Below are 21,275 nucleotides of genomic sequence, written 5' to 3' on the forward strand. Positions count from 1 at the left end.
GACATGCGCTGCCGCAGGGGCACGACCTCCATCGAGTTCGCGATCGTCGGCGCGATGTTCTTCACCATGATGATCGGCACGATCGAGATCGCCAGGCTGTACTTCACCCAGGCGTCGCTGCGCGAGGTCAGCGCCGCGGCGGCCAGACGGGCCATGATCGATCCGGCGCTGGAGGGGTGCTCTGCTCCGGCGGCGGCGGTTGCCCGGACGACGCCGTTCCTGCGCACCGGCAATCTTCGCCTCTGCGTGAGCCGCGAGGTCGCCTCGGGTCAGGTCACCCTCACCATCGATGCCGCCTATCCGTTCAGCACGGTCATGCCCCTGTTCCGCCTGGAGGGCGACCAGCTGACCGAGCGGACGACGGTGAGCTTCGGGGTGGACTGAGCCGCCGGTCGTTCTGGCGATGGTGCGGCCGCCCCGCCCCTGCTAACCGGTGGAGGACGTCGTTGACCATCGGACCGTGACGCGGATGGACAATCCTGCCCTGGAACCGAGCAAAGAGGCCCAAGCTTCGAACGAGCGCTGCTACCGCATCCTGGCCGACCATGCCCCGGTGCTGATCTGGCGGTGCGGGATGGACAAGGCGTGCGCCTGGACCAACAAGGCGTGGCTCGACTTCACCGGCACGTCGTTAGGGCCGGAGTTTCGATGGGCAGACGTCATCCATCCCGACGACTACCAGCGCTGCCTCGAGGTGTTCACCTCGGCCTTCGACACCGGCGAGCGCTTCACCATGGATTACCGCCTGCGGCGGCATGATGGCGTCTATCGCTGGATCCGGGACAACGGTGCCCCCTTCACCGACGAGAACGGCGGCATGGCCGGCTATTTCGGCAGCGGGATCGACGTCACGGATCATGTCGAGAACGAGATCGCGCTGCGCCGCGCCCTCGCCCAGGCCGACAGCTACGACCAGAAGCAGAAGCAGGCGCAGTGGCGGCAGGACCTGCTGATCGGTGAGCTCAACCACCGGGTCAAGAACACCCTGGCCACCGTCCAGTCGATCGCCGCGCAGAGCTTCAGGGGCAGCACCGACGTCCGCACCGGTCTTGCGACCTTCGAGGGCCGTCTGATCGCCCTGTCCCGCGCCCATGACGTCCTGACCAAGGAGAACTGGCTGGGCGCCCCGCTGCGCGAGGTGATGGACGCGGGCATCGAGCCGTTCTGCGCCGGCGGCCGTTCTCGCTTCTCGGTCGCCGGGCCGCCGATCAACGTCACGCCGAAGATGGCGCTGGCGTTGACCATGGGCATCCACGAACTCTGCACCAATGCGGTCAAGTACGGGGCGCTCTCGAACGCTGCCGGCCGGGTGCTCATCGAGTGGTGGCTGCACGACGTGGCGGATGGCCTCGTCCTCGAACTGCGCTGGCAGGAGGTGGATGGACCGCCGGTGAACCCGCCCGTCCAACGGGGGTTCGGAACCCGCCTGATCGAGAAGGGACTTGCCCGGGAGTTCGGCGGGACCGCGGAGATGGCTTTCGAACCGGCTGGGCTGGTGTGCACGATCCGGGCGCCGATCCCAGCCCATGAACTGAACCTCGTGGGGGGGCTGGTCGCTCCCCATCGGTGAGGCCAGTTCACTGCTTGGTCAGCGACTTGGAAAGAGAATGCGCCGCGTTCTTCTTGTCGAGGACGAAACCCTCGTCGCCCTGCTGCTGGAGGACATGCTCGACGACCTGGGCTTCGAGGTGGTCGAGGTGGCTTCGCAGCTGGAAACGGCCCTGGACCTGGTCGAGCGGGTGGCGTTCGACGTGGCGGTGCTGGACGTCAATCTGGGCGGCTACATCCGCAGTTTCCCCGTGGCCGACCGTCTGCGGTTGCGGGGCATTCCGTTCATCTTCGCGACCGGGCATGAGCGGTCCGGGCTGGCGATCGCCTACCCCGGCACCCCGGTCGTCCAGAAGCCGTTCCGCCGCGACGAGCTGAGCGAGGCGCTCCAGCGGGCGCTGGCCAAGAACCGATCCTGAACCAGACCAGGGTGCCGCGCTGCAGGGCCGGCTGGCCTCAGCCAGCCGGGTCGGGCAGCACCAGGACCCGCAGCGCGCGGTCCGCGGCCAAATAGCCCCTGGCCAGGGCCTGGATGCTCTCGGTGGTGTGCGCCTGCAGGTCGGCCCTGGCGCTGCGCGCAGCGTCCAGGCGGTCCGGGAACTGGTGCATGGCGAGCAGCACGGCGAACGCCCACCAGCGATTGGACTGTCGATTGGCTTCCACCTGCGCCAGCCTGGGCTCCAGGGCACGTCTCAGGTCGTCCTCCTCGATGCCCTCCTGCAGGGATGCGGCGATGGCCACGGTCATCTTGTTCAGCCGCAGGGCGTCCTCGGCGCGCAGGTCCAGGATCGCAGCGAGATAGCCATAGCCCGGCAGGGTGAGCGACGACTGGTTGAACGCTTCCGGACCATAGCTGGCGCCCTCGCCGTCGCGGACCGCATGGAGCAGCCGGTCGGCAAGGATGTCGGCCAGAATGTCCAGGCCCGCCTCGCGCTGCCGGTCGCTGCTGTCGGCGGTCGGCCAGAACACCAGCGACATGGCCTGGTCGGCAGCCCCCTGGTGCAGGAAGCGGACCGGCTCGTCCCGCTGCGGCAGGCGGATGACGGGCGGCGTCACGGCCTCGCCCTCCCCGCGATCGGGCAGGGACCCGAAGGTCTGCGCGACCAGGTCGGTGGCAGCCGCCAGGTCGACATCGCCGACCAGCACCACCTGCAGCGGCCCTGTCCGCATGCCGGGCTCCATCCATGCCCGCAGCTCGTCCAGGGTCCGCCTGGCCATTTCCTCCTGCGGAGGCAGGCCGAAACGGGGATCGCCGTCATGGATCAGGAGCGCCACCGGCCCCTCCATGGCCCCGCCCGGCGACGCCGCCAGGGACCGGTAGAGGTCCGGAACCTGCCGCCGGAACCGCGCCAGCGCATCGGGCCGGAAACCCGGATCGGTCAGATAGGCCGCCATCAGCCGGAGCTGGTCGGGCAGGTCCTCGGGCGTGGTCGTACCGGTCAGCACGAACGATGTCTCGGCCGCGACCAGATCGACCCCGACCTGCTTGTCCGCAAAGATCCGGTTGAGCTGGTCCGCATCGTGCTGGCCAAGCCCGCCCGCGACGAAGCCCATGCTCGCCAGCAGGTTCAGCCCCGGCTGGTCCTTGGGCATGGCAAGCTTGCCGGCTCCAAACCGCACCGCCACCTCGATCGTATCCGCCTCCAGCTCGGTGGGCTTGACGTCGAGCTGGACCCCGTTGCCGAACCGGCTGGAGACGATGCCCAGGTCCTCGATCCGCTCCTGGGCCACCACCTCCGAGGCGGTGCCGAAATCCTGGTAGGCGAACGGCACCACCGCTCGCTCCTCGCGGGGCTCCACCTCCACCGCACGGCTCTCGTGGTAGGCATCCAGGATCTGCTGCTTCGCATCCTCAAGGGGAAAGGAGCCCGACAGCATCACCCGGACCTCGCCGGTGCCCCAGGCGTCCCGGAGCGACGCCGCCAGCTTGTCGGTCGTCAGCGCCGCTGCGGTCCGCTCGAACAGGTCGAGGTCGGCCGCGATGTCGGTGAAGACCTCGTCCTCCTGCACCGTCGAGACCAGCGCTTCGGCCTTCTCGGCGGACGACATCGTCGCCGCGGCGGCCGCGCGCGCCTGGAACTCGCTGCGCAGGATGGCGATGGCCTCCTCCATTTCCTGGGTGGAGAATCCATGCTCCAGGGCCCGGCGAAGCTCCTGCTCCCCCGCGGCCAGCGCCTCCTTCCAGCGCTCCGAGGTAGTGCGCAGCCTCAACGTGCTGATCTCGGCCACCGGCGGCACCCGCGTGGTCCAGGCGCCGGCCTGGGAGAACGCCGAGTCCTCCGCAAGCGACAGGCTCTGCAGGCGGCGGCTCAGCATGAGCTGCGCGATCGCCTGGACCAGGCGCTGGTCGACCCGATCGAGGCTGTCGGCCGGAGGTCCGGCCGGGCGCGAATGCATCAGGGCGATGCCGGTCGGCAGGCCCGCATCCTGGAAGTAGAGGGCGTCCGCCTCCGTCGCCGCGACGGCGCCCAGTTCCGGTCCGCTGGCAGGCTCGGCTGGCTGCTTCAGGTCTTCGAAATGCTTCTCGACGATCGGCTCGACCATATCGGGATCGATATCGCCCACCACCACGACCACGCTCCGCTCCGGTGTGTAGAAGTCGCGATAGAACCGCTCGAACTCCTCCCGCCCGGCGGTCTTGATGACCTGCTCCGTGCCGATCGGGATCCGCTCCGGGTAGAGCGTGCCGTCCAGCATGAATTCCAGCATGGCGTCGGTGCTGCGCGCCGAAGGAGTGTTGCGCAGCCTCTTTTCCGAGAGGATGACGCCGCGCTCGGCTTCGATTTCGGCCGGCAGCAGCGACAGCCGGCCAGCGACCTCGCTCAGCATCAACAGACCGTCGTCAACCAGCTTGGGCGTGTTGCCGGGCAGTTCGAGCACGTAGACCGTGCTGTCGAACCCGGTGCGGGCATTGGTGTCGGCGCCAAAGCTCATCCCCTGCCGCTGCAGGTAGCGGACGAACTCGCCCGGCGGCACGTTCTCCGAACCTTTGAACGCCATGTGCTCCAGAAAATGAGCGAGGCCGCGCTGGTCGTCGTCCTCCATCAGGGAGCCCGCCTCGATCAGGAGGCGCAGGCTCACCCGGCCGGGCGGAGTCCGGTTGGGCATGATCGCGTAGCGCATGCCGTTGTCGAGCCTGCCCCAGGTCACGGTCGGATCGGGCACCAGCGGGGCCTGTGCCTCGCGCGGCCAGGGCTCCGGATCGCTCTGTGCATGACCGGCGGGAGCCAGCGCGGCCAGCCCAGCCAGCAGGATTGCGCCAATCCAGCCGGACCCGAACCGAGGCAGCCGCCAGCTGGATATCCGGGAGAAGGTGGAGCTCGTCATCGGCGGCCTTGCTTCTGGAGGATCGGAGCAAGCGAGCCATCCCAGGTCTCATCACGCGGGGCAAGCCGTCTTCACCATCGGGATGCTCCCACCGTTTACCCCTGCGAATGCAGGGAACGCGGTGCGAGCCGATGCGTTGGGTCGGTAGAAGATGCTCATCCCGGCACGCCTTCGACATGCCGAAGCGGAGCCCCCCTGCCAGCGAGGAAGAGATTGATGAGTGCAGCACCGGCTGCAGAGCGAACCATGCGAGCGGCGATCGTGACCGGTCCCGGCGAGATCCGGATCGACCGGGTCGCCATCCCGCAGCCGGGCCCGGGCCAGGTCCGGATCCGGCTGGAAGGCTGTGGCGTGTGCGCCTCCAACCTCACCCCCTGGGCCGGGCCGGAATGGATGCAGTTCCCCACCGAGCCGGGCGGGCTCGGCCATGAGGGATGGGGCATCGTGGATGCTGTCGGCGAAGGCGTGAACGGCCTTGAGGGCGGCGAACGGGTGGCAGCACTCTCCTTCCATGCCTATGCCGAGTACGACCTGGCCCAGGCGGACGCGGTGGTCGGCCTCCCCGAGGCCCTGGCCGGGCAGCCCTTTCCCGGCGAACCGCTCGGCTGCGCGATGAACATCTTCCAGCGCTGCAATATCCAGCCAGGCCAGACCGTCGCCATCGTCGGGATCGGCTTCCTCGGGGCGATCCTGACCAGACTCGCCGCGGAAGCGGGCGCCAGGGTGATCGCCATCGCGCGCCGCCCCTTCGCCCTCGACCTGGCGCGGCGCATGGGCGCTGCCGAGACCATCCCGATGGACGACCATTATGCGATCATCGAGCGGGTGAAGAACCTTACCGGCGGGAACTTCTGCGACCGGGTGGTCGAGGCGGTGGGCAAGCAGTGGCCGCTCGACCTGGCCGCCGAACTGACCCGCGAGCGCGGCCGGCTGGTCGTGGCGGGCTATCACCAGGACGGCCCGCGCCAGGTCAACATGCAGCTCTGGAACTGGCGGGGCCTCGACGTCGTCAACGCGCACGAGCGCGATCCAGCCATCTATGTCGACGGCATCCGCGCCGCCGTGGACGCGGTCGCCAATGGCCGGCTCGACCCCGCACCCCTTCTGACGCACCATTTCCCGCTCGACCGTCTGGACGAGGCGCTGGATGCCACCCGCGACCGGCCGGACGGGTTCCTCAAGGCATGGGTGACCTTCTGATGGCCGCGATCCTGCCGAGCACCTCCCTCACCCGTCCGCGCCTGGGGTTCCTGGGCGTCGGCTGGATCGGCCGCCATCGCATGGAGGCGATGCTGGCAACCAGCAAGGTCGACGCGGCCGCGATCGCGGATCCGTCGCCCGAGATGGCGGCCGAAGCCCTCAAGCTGGCGCCCGACGCCCGGCAGGCCGCCACCCTTGATGACCTGCTCGACCTGGAGCTGGACGGCGTGGTGATCGCCACCCCAAGCGCCATGCATGCCGAGCAGTCGATCCGGGCGCTGAAGCGGGGCGTGGCGGTGTTCTGCCAGAAGCCGCTGGGGCGCACGGCGGCGGAGGCGCAGGCGGTGGTGGACGCCGCCCGCCAGGCTGACCGCCTCCTGGGCGTGGACCTGTCCTACCGCTTCACCGAGGGCATGCGGCAGATCCGCGAGTTGCTTCGCTCGGGCGGGATCGGCGAGGTCTTCGCGGTCGACCTCGTGTTCCACAATGCCTACGGGCCGGACAAGGCCTGGTTCTACGATCCGCAGCAGGCCGGCGGCGGCTGCGTGATGGACCTGGGGGTCCATCTGGTCGATCTCGCCCTGTGGACGCTGGACTTTCCCCAGGTGACCGACGTCTCCAGCCGGCTGTTCGCAGGCGGCCAGCCTCTTTCGCCCCATCCCGACCGGGTCGAGGACTATGCCGTGGCGTCCATCGGGCTGGCATCCGGCGCGGCCGTCCGGCTCGCCTGCTCCTGGCGCCTGCAGGCCGGCTGCGACGCCGTCATCTCCGCGGCGTTCTACGGCACCGAGGGTGGGGCGGCGCTGCGCAACGTGAACGGCTCGTTCTACGACTTCGTCGCCGAGCGCTATCGCGGCACGTCCCGGGAAGACCTGGCACTGCCGCCGGATGCCTGGGGCGGCCGTGCGGCGGCCGACTGGGCGATGCGGCTGGCCGAAGGCGAGGGCTACGCCGCCGATGCGGAGCGCATGGTGGATGTGTCCTCGGTCCTGGACCGGATCTACGGCCGCTGAGGGGCAGCCTTGATCAGCGGCCGAGCCGTTTCGGCCCGCTGACGAACCGGCTGCCCCGCTCGAAGAAGCGCAGCACCCGCTCGGTCTCCCGGGACAGCCCGATCCGCACGCTCTCGCCGATCACCTCGACCGGTCGGTCCTCCGCGCAGAGACGGAGCGGTCCCCCGCCGAAAAGATCCATGCCATCCAGCGTGCGGTCGATCGCCATGGCCGTCGCCAGCCGGCCGGGGCCGCGCGCCAGGTCGTGCAGGATCGTGGAACCACGCCGCCGCTCCATCAGCGGAATGCCATGGATCGGCTCGATGGCGCGGATCAGCACCCCCGCCCCGATCCCGGCCGGCTCGGCGCTGACATTCAGCGCGAACCAGCTCCCATAGATGAAATAGACATAGGCGTGGCCCGGCCCCAGGAACATAGAGCGGTTGCGCTGCGTCTCGCCGCGATGGGCGTGGCTGCTCGTGTCGCCGAGCACGTACGCCTCGGTCTCCACGATCCGTCCGCTGGTCAGGCCCTCGGGATGCGCGTGGACCAGATGCTTGCCGAGCAGCCAGCGCGCCATGGCGACCGTATCCACCGGCAGCTCGCTGCGCGGGAGGGGGACGGGCAGCGCTGCAAGGGGTGGAGCGACGCTCAATGGAAATATTCCCTGTTGATCCCGTGGCCCCATCCCATACCGGCTGGGAGCCACGGCGTTCCACCTCCTCCTGACCAAGAGCTTCCTGTGTCCCCCGGCCGGAGGACCAAGGCACGGTGCCTGCGGCTCCCTCGACAACCTGCGCTGCATGGACCATTATCCTGGCGAACGAGGTGGGCAGGCCATGCCACGTCTCCGCAAGCTCTTGGCAGCGCTGACCGCGCTCGGTGCTATGAACGCCGCGGATGCCTTGCCGGGGGAACACCCGATTGCGCTGGTCCTGGCCTCGACTGCGCCGGGCCATGCCGCCGGACAGGTGCTGGATCAGGGACCGATCGATATCCCGGACGGCGCCAGCGTGACCTTCCTGGTCGCTACCGGCCGCACCGTGACGGTCGATGGCCCGTTCAGCGGGCCATTGCCGCCACCTTCCGCCAGTGCCGACAGGGCGGTCGGCCTGTTTGCCGGCAGTCGTGACCATAGCGAGATGGGCGGGACCCGCTCAGCAGCCGGGAACGGCGAGCCGCTGCCGGCGATCGACCCGGCAGCCGGCGGGATCTGGTGCGTCATGGCCGGCCAGCCGCCTGCCCTGGCGCGCCCCGCCGATCCGGCGTTCCACGTCATGCTGCTCCAGGACCCGCCGCAACCGGAGCTGCGCCTGGCCTGGAGTGAGCAGGACAAGGAACTTGCCTGGCCGGCCGGGCTGCCGGTCCGTGACGGGCGGCTGACGGTGACGAGCCTCGCCACCGGCGAGCAGCGGTCCCTGGAACTGCGGCTTTTGCCGGTGGCGCGGAACGAACCAGCCCGGGCGGTGGCCCTGGCAGAGGCCGGCTGCGCCCGCCAGGCCGCTTCCCTGATCGAGCGCCTTCGTCCGTCCATGGCGCCCCTCTCCGTCTTCCTGACCTCCGACCGCGGCCGCTACCCCTCCTACCACGCTACCGAGCCAATCCGGTTCGAGCTGCGGATCAGCCATGACGCCTATGTCCACTGCCTGCTCCGCGACACAGATGGCGAGGTCCGCCCCGTGTTCCGCGCGGATCTGGCCGTGCGCGCCGCTGATCCTGCCCAGCCGCTGCCGCAGGACGGCGCCAGCGCAGCCGCGTCCTTCCGCGCGCTTCCGGAACTGGATGGCGCCGAACTCCGCTGCATCGCCACGGAACGCGACCTTGGCGCCGAGTTGCCGGAACTGGGCGTCGGTGCCGGACCCGCACCGCTCCGGGCGGCCACGCTCGCGGCCCTGGAGGACCTGCTTGCCGATCCCGGCTGGGGGCGCTGGGCAAGCAGCCAGATCATTCTGCGTGTCATGCCTTAGGAAACGACAACTGGGCAGGGAGGCCGGAACCGCATGCTGAAACGGCTCGCCATGGGATGTCTTGCTGCGGTCCTGCTGGGAGGAGCAGCGTCCGCCGCTGAGCCTGCGCCGCCTGGCGCCCGGCTCTACATCATCTGGCCCTACGACAACCAGACCATCGAAGGCGGCAAGTTCTGGCTGCGGATGGGACTGAACAATGTGGGCATCGCCCCCGCCGGCGTGCGCAAGGAAGGCACCGGCCATCACCACCTGCTGATCGACACCGATCTGCCGCCGCTGGACGAGCCGATCCCCAGCGACCAGAAGCATCTGCATTTCGGTGGCGGCCAGACCGAGGCCAGGATCGAACTGCCGCCGGGCGAACACACGCTGCAGCTCATCCTGGGCGATGCCGACCACATCCCGCACGACCCGCCCATCGTGTCGGAGAAGATCACGGTCATTGTTCCATGACGTCCCAGCCCATGAGCTCCCGGTCCTTGCCGGGACAGGCCAAGCGGAGGCCGCTGATGCCGACCACCTTCCGGATCCTGGCGATTGCGGCACTGGTGCTGGCGCCAGGTGCCGCCCTGGCCCAGGGCACGCTGACCCCGGCTCCTCCGGACGCGTACATCTATATCGGCTGGCCGAACGACGGCGAGGTGGTCAAGAGCCCGTTCAAGGTGTGGTTCGGCCTGCGCAACATGGGCGTAGCGCCGGCCGGGGTCGCGCACGAAGGCACCGGCCATCACCATCTCCTGATCGACACCGACCTGCCGCCGCTCGACGAGCCGATCCCCAGCGACCAGAACCATATTCATTTCGGTGCCGGGCAGACCGAGACCGTGGTGACCCTGCCTTCCGGCCGGCATACGCTGCAGCTCATCATGGGCGACGCCGATCATATCCCGCACGACCCGCCGGTCGTCTCGAAGCAGATTGCCGTGACGGTGCGCTGACGGGTCACTCCAGGTCGCGGGCGACCCGGAAGCCGTTGGTCAGGTAGCGGACGTCGGCGTCGTAGAAATTGCGGCTGCTCACCTCGAGATTGGCCGCCTCGTCCCGCCATGAGCCGCCCCGCAGGACGCGCCGACGGCAATTGGGAGCGTCACGGACGCTGCCATCGGTGGGGGCGTTCACATAGCTGTCGAACCAGCAGTCCGCGACCCATTCGGCAACGCCTCCGCTCACCCCGACCAGGCCGAAGGGATTGGCCGGCTGGGCATCGACCATGGGCGGACGCAGGCGCTGGAAGCCGCTGCCCTCGCAGGCCCGGCAGATCACCTTGCCGGCCTCGATCCGGTCGCCCCACCAGTAGCGTGAGGCCGTGCCTCCCCTGGCAGCGAACTCCCATTCGGCCTCGCTCGGCAGCCGGTACGTCTTCCCGGTGCTCCGGCTGAGCCAGCCGAGATAAGCCATCGCGTCTTCCCAGTGGATGTTGTGGATCGGCATGCCTTCGGCCGGCTCGGTCATCCGGGGAAGGGTGCAGGCGCCTGCCTGGACGCAGACGCTCCACTCGGCCACCGTCACCTCGAACCTGCCGAGCGCGAACGGCTTCTCGATGGTCACCTGCCGGGTGGGCTTGCGGCTGGCGTCGCTCCCGGAACTGCCCATCGTGAAGCTGCCAGGGTCGATGCGCACCAGGGGCGGGCAGTAGGCGCAGTCCCGGACACCCTCATGGTTGCGCACCGCAATCGGAGCCTGGGCCGCCGCGTCGGCCATGACCTGCGGTGCGTCGTCTGTCGGGGCGGCCGGCGGCTCCGGCGCTTTCTCAGGCGCAGCTTCCGCCACGGCCAGGGCCGGTGGCGGCTCGGGAAGCTCGGCCACTCCTCCGCCAAAGATGAAGGCCGGCTCGCCATCCTGCGGCTCGACATACACCCAGGTGCTGCCGGCCACGCGGCCAATCGCCTTCAGCGGCGTGCCCTTCGCGATGCGACCGACCCGCGGTGAGCTTGCGTCGGGTCGCTGCCGGAGATTGGCGTCGACGGCGGCCTCGAAACGCCCGGGCATCGGCTCCAGCACGGTGCCATCCGGGGCCATCGCCACCGGCGGCTCGCTGCCCGCACCGGCATCTCCCGCAACCGCGCCGGCCGGATCGGAAACGGGCGGCTCAACCTCGGCCGGTTCGACCTCGGCCACCGCCACCTCGGGCTCCACGACCTCGGCTGGAAGCCCGGCCGGCTGGGCTTCCTTTGCTTCCGCCTCGTCCGGCACGACCTCCGGGGCCTCGACAACCGCCGGCGCCGGCTCGGCGGACGCGACCGGCACTGGCGGCGGGGCGGGAGGCGGTGCGGCGTCCATCGGCGGCAGCGCAGCGCCGCTGCCATCGACCACCGCGATCAGCACGGTCGTCTGCGCCGAACTGCCCCGCTCGTCCTCGGTCACCAGGACCAGTTCCTGGCTGCTGCCGACCGGGGCGTTCTCGGAGTCATAGGTGAGGCGGGCAAGCGCGTTCGGATCGATGCGGTCGCCGGGCGCCAGGATCCGCTCGCCCAGCCGGACCTTGCCGCTCTCCGGCACCTCGCGGACCCGCACGGTGATCCGGTCGCCGTCCGGGTCGGTCGGCGGATCGACCGGCAGGCGGTTGACCATGGCCTGGAACGACAAAACCGGCGGCACCACCGGCGGTTGGTTGGAGAGGCTGACCGCCACCGCGACGGCGCCGTCGATCCGCCCGCCCTGCCGGTCGTCCACCACGAACTGGAACAGGCCGGCGTCGCCGATCACCGAGCCGTCGGGATCGTACATGGCGGAGCGAAGCTGCTCCGGCGTCAGGTACTCGCCGATCAGCACCGGCCGCCCGCTGACCATCACGTTGCCGCCGCGCGGCAGCCGGACGATCTGCACCACCATGCTGTCCCCATCCGGATCCGACGGCATCTCGATGCCGAGATGGGTCGGCCCCGCATCGTCCAGCACTTCCAAGGGATCGGTGGCCGCCAGGGTCGGCGCCTGGTTCGGCGGCTTCGGATTGAAGTAGAACGGCGCAGCACCCAGCGATCCGAAGGTGTAGGGCTCCTGGCGGCCTTCGGTCGCCTGCAGCACCCGGTCCCGCACCCGGCGAAAGAACAGCCCCAGCTCCAGGCCCGGCGTCTTCATTTCCTCGATGATCGCCTGGGCGAACGGGCTGTGCTGGCCCCGGCCGTCCTCGGCCACCGCGTTGGCCCGGGTCGACATGGCGACGAAGGTGTCGGTGGGCGTATCGTCGACCCGGCCGAGGCCCTGGCCGATCTGGTTGCTGCGCGAAGTCCCCATGCTTTCCGCCAGCCGGTCGACGAACGGATTGTCCCGGCAAGCGTCGAGAATCATGATGCCGAGCTTGTTGGCGCCTGCCAGCTCGCCCAGGAACAATTGCAGCGGCATCGCCTCGTAGAGCAGGTCGCGGACCCGCTTGAGCTCGGTGTCGGCCGGCAGGAGGTAGTTGTTGCCGTCCACCTGCACGCCGTGCCCGGCATAGTAGATGACCGCGACATCGGCATCGCTGGCGCGGATCCCGAACTCGCGCAGCGCGCTGCCCAGTTCGCGGGCGTCCAGGTTGACCTGCAGGTCGACATCGAACTTCAGCGCCCGCAACTGGACAGCGATCACCTGCGCGTCGTTCACCGGGGTCATCAGGGCGGGGGCATACTGGTAGTTGGCGATGCCGATCACCAGCGCCAGCCGCTTCTCAGCCTCGGCCGCCCCCGCCGCGATTGCGGCGACGGTCCAGATGCATAGCCCGACAACAAGGCTCGCCCAGGATCTCGGCACGCTGACGTTCCCAATTCCTGACCGGCGATCCTACCCCTTGTCGCAATGGATCGCAAAGCTCGTTTCAGGCTGAACTCGGAATGCTGGCCCGGGCATCTGCTCCGATGCCCTCGCTCAGCAATTGGTGCACCGTCACGGGACGTGACTTCCCCTTGAGGGCAAGCTCGCCCAGCGGTCGCAGCACGAAATTGTCCCCCAGGCACCGTGCCGTGGCGTCGCTCAGCAGGATGGTGCCGCAGCCGTTCTTTTCGACGTTCTTGCCGAATTCTTCCAGCCGCGCCGCCGTGTTGACCGTGTCGCCCAGCAGCGAATACTCCATCTGCCCGGGCGTCCCCAGGCTGCCGGCGACCAGCGGCCCGGTGTGGATGCCGATCCGGATATGGATCGGCGGGAGTCCTTCGGCCGCGAACCGGTCGCTCAGGACCCGGACGACGTCCAGCATTTGAAGGGCCGTGCGTGCCGCGGCCACGGCATCAGTCTTGATCTCCTCCTCGCTGCGCCGCGCCACCGGCACGCCATAAGCCACCAGCAACGCGTCGCCGATGAACCGGAGCACCAGTCCGGACGAGCCGGCGACGATCTGGACCATGCGCTCGAAATAACGCTCCAGCCAGCCGATCAGGGCCTCCGGCTCCAGCTTCTCCGCCACCGGCGTGAACTCCTCGATGTCGGAGAACAGCACGGTGGCAGTCAGCGTCTGCGGACGCGGCCTGCCCCCATCCATGAAGGCGTCCCGGTCCCGCCAGATCGCATCGGCCACCGGAGCCGGAACATGGCGCGAGAACAGCCCCATGAGGACCTTCCGCTCCCCGCGCTCGCGCCACAGGCTGCGCCCGGCCATGGTGGCCATGCCGCCCAGCCAGGCGATGCTGCCGGCGACGAGCGGCAGGAGCGGCCCGCCCCTAGTCATCAGGAACATGCCCGCGGCGCCGTAGCCGGCGACCCCGGCTGCCGCCGCCAGCACCAGCACGGAGACAGGAAGGCGGCTGGCGCCCAGCAGGCCGCCCAGGGCAGCAGCGCCAAGCGCCACGACGATCTCCAGGTGGAGGCCGAGCCGGGGATGGCGCTGCTGACCCAGGATCTGGGCCAGGACATGCGCCTGGATCTCCACGCCCGGGGTGGGGCGGCCCAGCGCCGACAACGGGGTCCGGTGCCGGTCGATGTCGGCCAGCATCACGCCCACCAGGACGATCTTGCCGGCGAGCCAGCGATCGGGCAGCGCCGTCACCAGTTCGGCGGGATAAACGGCGAAGGGGCCGGTGCCCGGTTCGGGGTCCGGGCGCCAGACGATCTCGAAAGGCTCCTCGCCGACAGGTGCTCCGACCAGTTCCGCGATGCGCCGGGGAAAGCTCGGCCCGTCCCGCTCCGACCAGGGCTCGTGCCAACGCACCACGCCGTCCAGCCGGTCCTTGGCAAGATTGCCGTAGCCATGAGCCAGCCCATCGAGAAACCTCGCCAGGTAGCGGCGCTGTCCGTCGCTCAAGGGCGTTTCCGTCCGCGCGCCGATCAGCACCAGCGGCACCCGCGCCTGGAGCAGCCGCTCGCGCAAACGCTGGTCGACCTCGGGAAGCGTGGGCGCGTCGATCAGGATATCCAGGGCGATGGCCCGGGCTCCCTTGGCCTCGATCTGCTGCACCAGTCCGGCGAGGAAAGTCCGGTCGAGTGGGGAGCGGCAGGCAAGTTCCGCAAGCGTGCCCTCGCCCAGCGCCAGGATGACGATCTGCTCGTCCTGTGGGACGGCCGGGACCAGGCGAGTGGTCAAAAGGTCGTCGAGCAGCCGGCTGGCCGAGGCCAAGGGCGGCAGGCGCACCAGGACGATCGCAGCCAGGGCGACTGCCGCCAGGACGGCCATGGCGGGCAGAGGTGCGACGCCATGAAGCCGTTCGCGCCAACGCCGGACCCTTGGCCCTGCCGCCACGCTGCCTCCCAGTCCGGCATGTGCTGGACAGGGATGGTAGTACAGGCGACGCCGGTCGTCACAGTCCTTCGATCGACCTTGCTCCCCCGCGCTCGCGGGCTCGCATCGTCTGGATGCCGGTGGCGAGCAGCAAGATGAACGGCCAGGAACAGCCACGCCTTTCGACAGCGATGACTTTGTAGATCAAATAAATGTCACAATGCGTGATGTGACCGGGCAGAGCCGTCGAGATGCAGGCCCGCCGGGATGAACAAAAGCAGCTGGCTGCGACTGGCGGCTGCCTGAGGGACAATAGGCAGCAGGCTGGGAGGCAGAGCGCCCAGTCAGCTGTCAGTACACGACAGCTTTGCCGGAACCTTCCGACGGTGGTGCGCCCCGCCGTCCCAGGACCGACTTGGGCGCGGAGCGTACACCGGGCATCTATTCCATCGAAGAACAGTAACAGCAGGCCGGTTTTTTGTTGCAGGCGCTGTTACAAGGCATAGGGTTCTGCAAAGACGGAAAGCCCACAAAAGGGCAATCAACTTCAAGTTGGAGAATGCGCGATGCTTCTCAACGGGATGTTGCAGCGCTTCGTGAAGGTCGGCAGCCTGACGATCATCGATCACGAGGGGCGCGAGCGGACCTGGCAGGGGGGACAGGAAGGTCCGGTCAGCAAGATCCGCTTCACGGATGCCCGGGTCGAGCGCGACCTGATGAAGAATCCGGAGCTGGCGGTCTGCGAGGCCTACATGGACGCGCGGATCGAGATCGTCGGCGGCACGCTCTACGACTTCATGGAACTCTGCGTGGTCAACGCCGACATCCAGTGGGAGAGCCAGCGCGGCAGCCTGATCGAGAAGGTCCGTCTGGCTCTGCGCAAGCTTCAGCAGCACAATCCCGTAGGTCGAGCCAAGAACAACGTCGCCCATCATTACGATCTGACCGACGATTTCTACCGCCTCTTTCTCGACAGCGATCAGCAATACTCCTGCTCCTACTTCCCGTCTCCCGATGTCACCCTGGAAGAGAGCCAGGTGCTGAAGAAGCGCCACATCGCCGCGAAGCTCCTGCTGGAGCCGGGCCAGAAGGTCCTGGACATCGGCTCGGGCTGGGGCGGGCTCGGGCTCACCATCGCCGATCTGGCTGCGGTGGACGTCACCGGCGTCACCCTTTCCGAGCGCCAGCATGCCGTCAGCAACAACCGTGCACGCGACAGCGGCGTGACCGACCGCGTGCATTTCCTGCTGCAGGACTACCGCCACCTGCGCGAGCAGTTCGACCGGATCGTGTCGGTCGGCATGTTCGAGCATGTGGGCGTCCATCACTACGACGAGTTCTTCCAGAAGGTCCGCGACCTGATGGCACCCGACGGGGTGATGCTGCTGCACTCGATCGGCCGGATGGAAGGGCCGAGTTGGACCTCGTCGTTCATCCGCAAGTACATCTTCCCGGGCGGCTACATCCCGGCCCTCTCCGAGGTCCTGCCGGCGATCGAGCGGGCCGGCCTGTGGGTCACCGATGTCGAGATCCTGCGCCTGCACTATGCGGAGACCCTCAAGCACTGGCACGAGCGCTTCATGGCCCGCCGGGAGGAAGCGAAGGCCCTTTATGACGAGCGCTTCTGCCGGATGTGGGAGATCTACCTGATCGGCTCGGAGCTGTTCTTCCGCCGCCAGGGGGGCATGGTGTTCCAGATCCAGATCACCAGGGACCGTCACGCCACCCCGCTCACCCGCGACTACATGGTCGACACCGAGCGCGCCTGGCGCTGCAGCGACCAGCGCGGCCTGCGCACCGTCGGCGGACGGGACGCCGCCTGACCCTTCCGCTGCCGCCGATCCGGGCAAGCTGCACGGTTCGGCGGCAGGACGGTGCTCCGCAACCTTCGAGGACCCCTCGTTTCCCAAAATTCCCGCATTGGCATGCTCGTTGCTGCACTGCGGCAGCGCGATGATCGCGCGTTATGGACCGATGCCGGCTCAAAGCGAGGCGGCATCCGAGGGGGACGAGCAGCATGCACTTCAATCGGCGCAGCCTGCTGCGCAGTTCGGCAGTCGCCATGGGCGCGGTGGCCGCTCCTGCCATCCTGCACCGCGATGCCTGGGCACAGGAAGAGGTGATCAAGGTCGTGGGCATCCACGACGCCTCGGGCGGCCTGGACATCTACGGCCAGCCGATGATCGCCACCCTCGACTTCGCGGTGAAGGAGCTGAATGACGCCGGGGGCCTGCTCGGCAAGCAGATCGAGCTGATCAACTACGACCCGCAGTCGAACATCCAGCTCTACACCCAGTTCGCCACCCAGGCGGCCACCCGCGACAAGGCCGCGGTGGTCCATGGCGGAATCACCTCGGCCTCGCGCGAGGCGATCCGGCCGATCCTGAAGCGCTTCCAGACGCTGTACTTCTACAACACCCAGTACGAAGGCGGCGTGTGCGACCGGAACATCTTCTGCATGGGCTCCGGGCCCGCGCAGAACGTAACCAAGCTGGTCCCCTACGTGATGAACAAGTGGGGCAAGAAGATCTACGTGCTCGCGGCCGACTACAATTACGGCCAGATCACCTCGAAATGGGTGCAGAAGTACACCCAGGATAATGGCGGCGAGATCATCGCCACCGACTTCTTCCCGCTCGACGTCACCGATTTCGGCCCGACCATCCGCAAGATCCAGGCCGCCAAGCCCGACATCGTCATGTCGGTCCTGGTCGGCGGCGCCCATGTCTCCTTCTACCGCCAGTGGGCGGCCGCCGGGATGAACAAGGAAATCCCGATGGCGTCGACCACGTTCGGCGGCGGCAACGAGAACAAGCTGCTCTCCAAGGAAGAGGGTGACGGGATCGTCGCGGCGTTCGCCTATTTCCAGGAAGTCGATTCGCCAGCCAACAAGGCGTTTCTGGAGAAGTTCCACAGCTCGCTCGACGGCAACGCCCCCTATCTTGGCGCGGAACTCGCCATGATGACCTATCACGGCGTCAACATCTGGGCCGAGGGCGTGAAGAAGGCCGGCACGGTCGATCGCATGGCGGTCATCGAGGCGCTGGAATCCGGGATCTCCTACCAGGGCCCGGCCGGCACCACCGTGGTCGATCCGAAAACCCACCACGCGACCCTGGACGTGCACATCGCGGAAGTGAAGGACCAGGCGTTCGAGGTGCTGGAGAGCTATCCGCAGCAGCCGCCGGCGGACACCCAGGCGGTCTGCGATCTCGCGGCCAACCCGAACGAGAACAAGCAGTACGTCATCGACATTTGACCGCTCCCCTCCCGCCGGCCGACGCAGGGCCGGCGGGAGCCTGCCCCATCAGCTCCCGGGAACGGTCATGGATCTCGCTTTCATCGTCCTCATCCAGATCGTGACCAGCGTCGCGATGCTGGCCCTGATCAGCCTCGGCCTCGCCGTCATCTTCGGCATGATGCGCGTCATCAACCTCGCCCATGGCGAGTTTTTGATGCTGGGCGCCTATGCCGCCATCCTCGCCACCGGCCACGGCGTCAACCTGTGGATCTCCATGCTGCTGGTGGCGCCGGTGTCGGTGGCGATCGTGGGCGTCATCGTGGAACGCCTGATCATCCGCCGCCTCTACGGCCGCATGATCGACACCATGCTCGCGACCTGGGGGCTCTCGCTGGCCCTGATCGGCCTGGTCACCATGGTCTTCGGCAACACCAACACCGGCTTTTCCGCCCCGCTTGGCAGCATCGCCATCGGCGACTTCCGGATGTCGGCCTATGAACTGTTCCTGGTGGTGTTCACCGCTCTGCTGATGGCGGCGGTGTTTGCGGTGTTCCGCTTCACCCGCCTGGGCCTGATCGCGCGCGGTACCATGCAGAACCCGGACATGGCCGCCGCCCTGGGGATCGCGCCCTCCACCGTCTATGCGATCACCTTCGCGGTCGGCGCCGCCCTGTCCGGCCTAGCCGGCGCCCTGATCGCACCGCTTGCCGGCGTTGTGCCGACCATGGGGACCGCCTACATCGCCAAGGCCTTCATCACCGTCATCACCGGCGGGGCAGCGATCCTGGCCGGCACCCTGAGCGCCTCAGGCCTGCTCGGCACGGTCAACACGCTCGGCAGCTTCCTGACCACCCCGGTCCTGGGCGAGGTCGGCCTGCTCGCCGCCGCCATCGTGCTCCTGCGCCTCCTGCCCCGCGGCATCACCGGCCGCTTCCTCAAGGGCTCCCTATGAACGCCGCGCTGAAATCCACCTGGGGCCCGATCGCCCTGGCCGCGATCGCCGCCCTGGTCGCCTGCTGGTACCTGCCCGCTTCCATGGAACTGTTCGCGCTGATCAACGCCACCGTTTTCGTCAGCATGGCGATCCTGGCGCTCAGCCTGGCCCTGGTCTGGGGCTATGGCGGCATCCTGTGCTTCGGCCAGGCCGCCTTCTTCGGCCTGGGCGGCTACACCTATGCGGTCGCCGCAATCAATCTGGGCGACACCACCGGCGCCGTGCCGCTGGCGATCCTGGTCCCGGCCGGCTTCGCGGCGCTGCTGGGCTACTTCCTGTTCTACGGCCGGATCAGCGACGTCTACCTGGGCGTCATCACCCTGACCGTCACCCTGATCCTGTTCAAGTTCATCAACTCCACCGCCGGCGACATGTGGACGATCGGCCAGGCCCCGCTCGGCGGCTTCAACGGCATCCCAATGACCCCGCCGCTCAACTTCCCGGGCGACATGAGCGCCATGCTGATGCCCGACCAGATCTTCGTCCTGGCGGTGCTCGGCCTCCTGCTCTGCTACGTGATCGCCAAGCTGATCCTGGCCAGCCATTTTGGCCGGGTGGTGGTGGCGGTGAAGGAAAACGAGCTGCGCGCGGAGCTCCTGGGCTACGACGTCCGGCTCTACAAGCTGGTTATCTTCATCATCGGCGGTGCCATGGCCGGTCTGGCCGGGATGTTCTTCGCCAACTGCGTGTTCGTCAGTCCGACCATGTTCTCGCTGGGTTATTCCGGCCAGATCATCATCTGGGTGATCGTGGGGGGCCTGGGCACCCTGGTCGGCCCGGTGATCGGCTGCATCCTCCTGCAGATGCTGACCAACTGGGCCGGCACCCTGGAAGGCATCGACCCGAACCTGGTGCTGGGTGCCATCCTGGTGGCCGCGGTCCTCCTGCTGCCCAAGGGCCTGCTGCCGACCATCACCGGCCTGCTACGCCGGGGAGACCGCTGAATGAGCGCCATGCTGGAGACCAGCGGCCTGACCATGCGCTTTGGCGGCGTGGTGGCGGTCGACCATGTCGACTTCAGGATCAACGAGGGCGAGCTGCGCTGCCTGATCGGCCCGAACGGGGCCGGCAAGAGCACCTTCTTCAAGTGCCTGACCGGCCAGTACAAGCCGACCTCCGGCACGATCCGCCTGCGCGAGCACGACGTGACCGGCTGGGACAGCTTCGCGATCGCCAGGCTGGGCGTCGGCATCAAGACCCAGGTGCCTTCGGTGTTCGACGGGATCAGCGTGCGCGACAGCGTGACGATCTCAGCCCGCCGCCGCTACGGTGCCATTCTGGCGCGCAAGCGCACCGCCGACGTGCTCGGCCGGATCGGAATCGAGGACATCGCCGACAGGCCGATCGGCCTGCTCTCGCACGGCTCCCGCCAGCTGGTCGAGCTGGCCACCGTGGTCGCGTCCGAGCCCGACCTGATCATCCTGGACGAGCCCACCGCCGGCATGACCGCGGAGGAGACCGCCCGCACCGCCGCCCTGATCCGCCAGCTCAACGAACGTCACGCCATCGTGGTGGTGGAGCACGACATGCAGTTCATCCGCTCGATCGCCAAGACCGTCACGGTGTTCCACCAGGGCCGGGTGCTGATCGAGGACAGGGTCGACACGGTGATGAGCGACCCGGTCGTCCGCGACGTCTATCTGGGCAAGGATCCAATCCGCCCGGCCACCGCGAGGGTCCTGGCATGATCCGGATCGAAGGCCTCGCGTCCGGCTATGGCCGCATCCAGGTGCTGAACGGCGTCGACCTGCAGGTCCGCCGCGGCTGCTTCACCGGCATCCTCGGCCATAACGGCATGGGCAAGTCGACCCTGCTGAAGACGATCGTCGGCCATTTGCCGGCGATGTCGGGGCGGATCGAACTGGCCGGCGAGGACGTCACCCGCCTGCCGGTGCATGTCCGCGCCCGCAAGGGCATCGGCTACGTGCCCCAGGGCCGTCAGATCTTCCCGGCCTTGAGCGTGCTCGACAACCTGCGCATGGGCTGCGCCGCCAAGGGCCTGTCCGACGACGGCATCGACGCGATCATCGACGACTTCCCGCAGCTCCGCCGCCTGCTGGATCGCCCGGGCGGGGCGCTGTCCGGCGGGGAGCAGCAGCTCCTGGCGCTGGCCCGCTGCCTGTGCGGCAACCCGAGCGTGATCCTGCTGGACGAACCGACCGAGGGCATCCAGCCCTCGATCCTGCAGGAGATCGTCGAGCGCCTGCACGCGATCCGGGCCAAGCGCGAGCTGACCCTGCTCCTGGTGGAACAGAACCTGGAGTTCATCCGCGGCCTGTCGGAACGGATCTTCACCATCCAGAAGGGCAAGATCGCCCGCGAGCTGGATCCGGCGCAGCTGGACGACCACGAGCTGATCGGGGAGTTCGCCGGTGTGTGA

The 21,275-nt window shown here is 68.3% G+C and carries 18 protein-coding genes; 14 read left to right on the plus strand and 4 right to left on the minus strand.

Annotated elements, in window-relative coordinates; all coding sequences use genetic code 11:
- The first annotated feature begins 3 nt into the window (after positions 1-3).
- The 3 genes from GEMRO_RS27725 to GEMRO_RS27735 all read left to right on the plus strand — a co-directional run bounded on the left by GEMRO_RS27725 (position 4) and on the right by GEMRO_RS27735 (position 1,967).
- Positions 4-384, plus strand: coding sequence for a TadE/TadG family type IV pilus assembly protein (locus GEMRO_RS27725; protein WP_035484778.1), 381 nt, complete (start codon positions 4-6; stop codon positions 382-384).
- A gap of 85 nt (positions 385-469) precedes the next feature.
- Positions 470-1,570: a sensor histidine kinase gene (locus GEMRO_RS27730; RefSeq protein ID WP_051328717.1), complete on the plus strand. Its 1,101-nt coding sequence runs from the start codon at positions 470-472 to the stop codon at positions 1,568-1,570.
- A 37-nt stretch (positions 1,571-1,607) separates the two neighbouring features.
- Complete coding sequence (locus GEMRO_RS27735) at positions 1,608-1,967, plus strand: response regulator (RefSeq protein WP_035484781.1); 360 nt, start codon at positions 1,608-1,610, stop codon at positions 1,965-1,967.
- Between the two features lie 37 nt (positions 1,968-2,004).
- Here the strand turns inward: GEMRO_RS27735 and GEMRO_RS0105170 are convergent, their stop codons facing one another.
- On the minus strand, positions 2,005-4,875 hold the full coding sequence (locus GEMRO_RS0105170) for a M16 family metallopeptidase (protein WP_027133150.1): 2,871 nt from the start codon (positions 4,873-4,875) through the stop codon (positions 2,005-2,007).
- A 246-nt stretch (positions 4,876-5,121) separates the two neighbouring features.
- On the opposite strand from GEMRO_RS0105170, the gene GEMRO_RS0105175 reads away from it, so the two are divergent.
- Both GEMRO_RS0105175 and GEMRO_RS0105180 read left to right on the plus strand, forming a co-directional pair.
- On the plus strand, positions 5,122-6,075 hold the full coding sequence (locus GEMRO_RS0105175) for an MDR/zinc-dependent alcohol dehydrogenase-like family protein (RefSeq protein WP_027133151.1): 954 nt from the start codon (positions 5,122-5,124) through the stop codon (positions 6,073-6,075).
- Positions 6,060-7,088 carry a Gfo/Idh/MocA family protein gene (locus tag GEMRO_RS0105180; RefSeq protein ID WP_240476602.1) on the plus strand — a complete coding sequence of 343 codons (1,029 nt, stop codon included), beginning with the start codon at positions 6,060-6,062 and terminating at the stop codon, positions 7,086-7,088. The genes GEMRO_RS0105175 and GEMRO_RS0105180 overlap by 16 nt, the downstream gene beginning before the upstream one ends.
- Before the next feature lie 13 nt (positions 7,089-7,101).
- On the opposite strand, the gene GEMRO_RS0105185 is transcribed toward GEMRO_RS0105180, so the two are convergent.
- Positions 7,102-7,722 (minus strand): DNA-3-methyladenine glycosylase, encoded by a 621-nt coding sequence (locus tag GEMRO_RS0105185; protein WP_205624902.1) that lies wholly within the window; start codon positions 7,720-7,722, stop codon positions 7,102-7,104.
- A gap of 184 nt (positions 7,723-7,906) precedes the next feature.
- On the opposite strand from GEMRO_RS0105185, the gene GEMRO_RS0105190 reads away from it, so the two are divergent.
- The 3 genes from GEMRO_RS0105190 to GEMRO_RS0105200 are packed head-to-tail and all read left to right on the plus strand — an operon-like array spanning position 7,907 to position 9,972.
- Complete coding sequence (locus GEMRO_RS0105190; RefSeq protein WP_157505458.1) at positions 7,907-9,034, plus strand: hypothetical protein; 1,128 nt, start codon at positions 7,907-7,909, stop codon at positions 9,032-9,034.
- A gap of 33 nt (positions 9,035-9,067) precedes the next feature.
- A complete protein-coding gene (locus GEMRO_RS0105195; RefSeq protein ID WP_027133155.1) occupies positions 9,068-9,487 on the plus strand; it encodes a DUF4399 domain-containing protein in 420 nt (139 codons plus the stop codon).
- Between the two features lie 56 nt (positions 9,488-9,543).
- Positions 9,544-9,972, plus strand: coding sequence for a DUF4399 domain-containing protein (locus tag GEMRO_RS0105200; RefSeq protein ID WP_027133156.1), 429 nt, complete (start codon positions 9,544-9,546; stop codon positions 9,970-9,972).
- Between the two features lie 4 nt (positions 9,973-9,976).
- Here GEMRO_RS0105200 and GEMRO_RS32370 read toward each other — a convergent pair whose 3' ends face one another.
- A complete protein-coding gene (locus GEMRO_RS32370; RefSeq protein ID WP_051328718.1) occupies positions 9,977-12,763 on the minus strand; it encodes an SUMF1/EgtB/PvdO family nonheme iron enzyme in 2,787 nt (928 codons plus the stop codon).
- A 64-nt stretch (positions 12,764-12,827) separates the two neighbouring features.
- Positions 12,828-14,615 (minus strand): adenylate/guanylate cyclase domain-containing protein, encoded by a 1,788-nt coding sequence (locus GEMRO_RS0105210; protein WP_027133157.1) that lies wholly within the window; start codon positions 14,613-14,615, stop codon positions 12,828-12,830.
- Between the two features lie 611 nt (positions 14,616-15,226).
- On the opposite strand from GEMRO_RS0105210, the gene GEMRO_RS0105215 reads away from it, so the two are divergent.
- The 6 genes from GEMRO_RS0105215 (at position 15,227) to GEMRO_RS0105240 (ending at position 21,275) form a co-directional block, all read left to right on the plus strand.
- Positions 15,227-16,483, plus strand: a complete 1,257-nt coding sequence (locus GEMRO_RS0105215) for an SAM-dependent methyltransferase (RefSeq protein ID WP_027133158.1) — start codon at positions 15,227-15,229, stop codon at positions 16,481-16,483.
- 194 nt (positions 16,484-16,677) lie between these two features.
- Positions 16,678-17,919: an urea ABC transporter substrate-binding protein gene (locus GEMRO_RS0105220; RefSeq protein WP_027133159.1), complete on the plus strand. Its 1,242-nt coding sequence runs from the start codon at positions 16,678-16,680 to the stop codon at positions 17,917-17,919.
- A gap of 67 nt (positions 17,920-17,986) precedes the next feature.
- A complete protein-coding gene (locus tag GEMRO_RS0105225; protein WP_027133160.1) occupies positions 17,987-18,853 on the plus strand; it encodes a branched-chain amino acid ABC transporter permease in 867 nt (288 codons plus the stop codon).
- Positions 18,850-19,839 (plus strand): branched-chain amino acid ABC transporter permease, encoded by a 990-nt coding sequence (locus GEMRO_RS27745; RefSeq protein ID WP_051328719.1) that lies wholly within the window; start codon positions 18,850-18,852, stop codon positions 19,837-19,839. Before GEMRO_RS0105225 ends, GEMRO_RS27745 begins: the two co-directional genes overlap by 4 nt.
- A complete protein-coding gene (locus GEMRO_RS27750) occupies positions 19,840-20,583 on the plus strand; it encodes an ABC transporter ATP-binding protein (RefSeq protein WP_051328720.1) in 744 nt (247 codons plus the stop codon). It begins immediately after the preceding gene.
- Positions 20,580-21,275, plus strand: coding sequence for an ABC transporter ATP-binding protein (locus GEMRO_RS0105240; RefSeq protein ID WP_027133161.1), 696 nt, complete (start codon positions 20,580-20,582; stop codon positions 21,273-21,275). The genes GEMRO_RS27750 and GEMRO_RS0105240 overlap by 4 nt, the downstream gene beginning before the upstream one ends.

Origin of the sequence: Geminicoccus roseus DSM 18922, assembly GCF_000427665.1 — a bacterium.
Taxonomy (GTDB): Bacteria; Pseudomonadota; Alphaproteobacteria; order Geminicoccales; family Geminicoccaceae; genus Geminicoccus; species Geminicoccus roseus.

What these genes read in the sequence shown, in the direction of transcription:
- GEMRO_RS0105180 (WP_240476602.1), top strand. Translation starts at nt 6,060, where the DNA reads ATGGGTGACCTTCTGATGGCCGCGATCCTGCCGAGCACCTCCCTCACC.
- GEMRO_RS0105215 (WP_027133158.1), top strand. Translation starts at nt 15,227, where the DNA reads ATGCTTCTCAACGGGATGTTGCAGCGCTTCGTGAAGGTCGGCAGCCTG.
- GEMRO_RS27725 (WP_035484778.1), top strand. Translation starts at nt 4, where the DNA reads ATGCGCTGCCGCAGGGGCACGACCTCCATCGAGTTCGCGATCGTCGGC.
- GEMRO_RS27745 (WP_051328719.1), top strand. Translation starts at nt 18,850, where the DNA reads ATGAACGCCGCGCTGAAATCCACCTGGGGCCCGATCGCCCTGGCCGCG.
- GEMRO_RS0105225 (WP_027133160.1), top strand. Translation starts at nt 17,987, where the DNA reads ATGGATCTCGCTTTCATCGTCCTCATCCAGATCGTGACCAGCGTCGCG.
- GEMRO_RS0105195 (WP_027133155.1), top strand. Translation starts at nt 9,068, where the DNA reads ATGCTGAAACGGCTCGCCATGGGATGTCTTGCTGCGGTCCTGCTGGGA.
- GEMRO_RS27735 (WP_035484781.1), top strand. Translation starts at nt 1,608, where the DNA reads ATGCGCCGCGTTCTTCTTGTCGAGGACGAAACCCTCGTCGCCCTGCTG.
- GEMRO_RS0105200 (WP_027133156.1), top strand. Translation starts at nt 9,544, where the DNA reads ATGCCGACCACCTTCCGGATCCTGGCGATTGCGGCACTGGTGCTGGCG.
- GEMRO_RS27730 (WP_051328717.1), top strand. Translation starts at nt 470, where the DNA reads ATGGACAATCCTGCCCTGGAACCGAGCAAAGAGGCCCAAGCTTCGAAC.
- GEMRO_RS27750 (WP_051328720.1), top strand. Translation starts at nt 19,840, where the DNA reads ATGAGCGCCATGCTGGAGACCAGCGGCCTGACCATGCGCTTTGGCGGC.
- GEMRO_RS0105175 (WP_027133151.1), top strand. Translation starts at nt 5,122, where the DNA reads ATGCGAGCGGCGATCGTGACCGGTCCCGGCGAGATCCGGATCGACCGG.
- GEMRO_RS0105190 (WP_157505458.1), top strand. Translation starts at nt 7,907, where the DNA reads ATGCCACGTCTCCGCAAGCTCTTGGCAGCGCTGACCGCGCTCGGTGCT.
- GEMRO_RS0105210 (WP_027133157.1), bottom strand. Translation starts at nt 14,615, where the DNA reads ATGGCCGTCCTGGCGGCAGTCGCCCTGGCTGCGATCGTCCTGGTGCGC.
- GEMRO_RS0105170 (WP_027133150.1), bottom strand. Translation starts at nt 4,875, where the DNA reads ATGACGAGCTCCACCTTCTCCCGGATATCCAGCTGGCGGCTGCCTCGG.
- GEMRO_RS0105240 (WP_027133161.1), top strand. Translation starts at nt 20,580, where the DNA reads ATGATCCGGATCGAAGGCCTCGCGTCCGGCTATGGCCGCATCCAGGTG.
- GEMRO_RS0105220 (WP_027133159.1), top strand. Translation starts at nt 16,678, where the DNA reads ATGCACTTCAATCGGCGCAGCCTGCTGCGCAGTTCGGCAGTCGCCATG.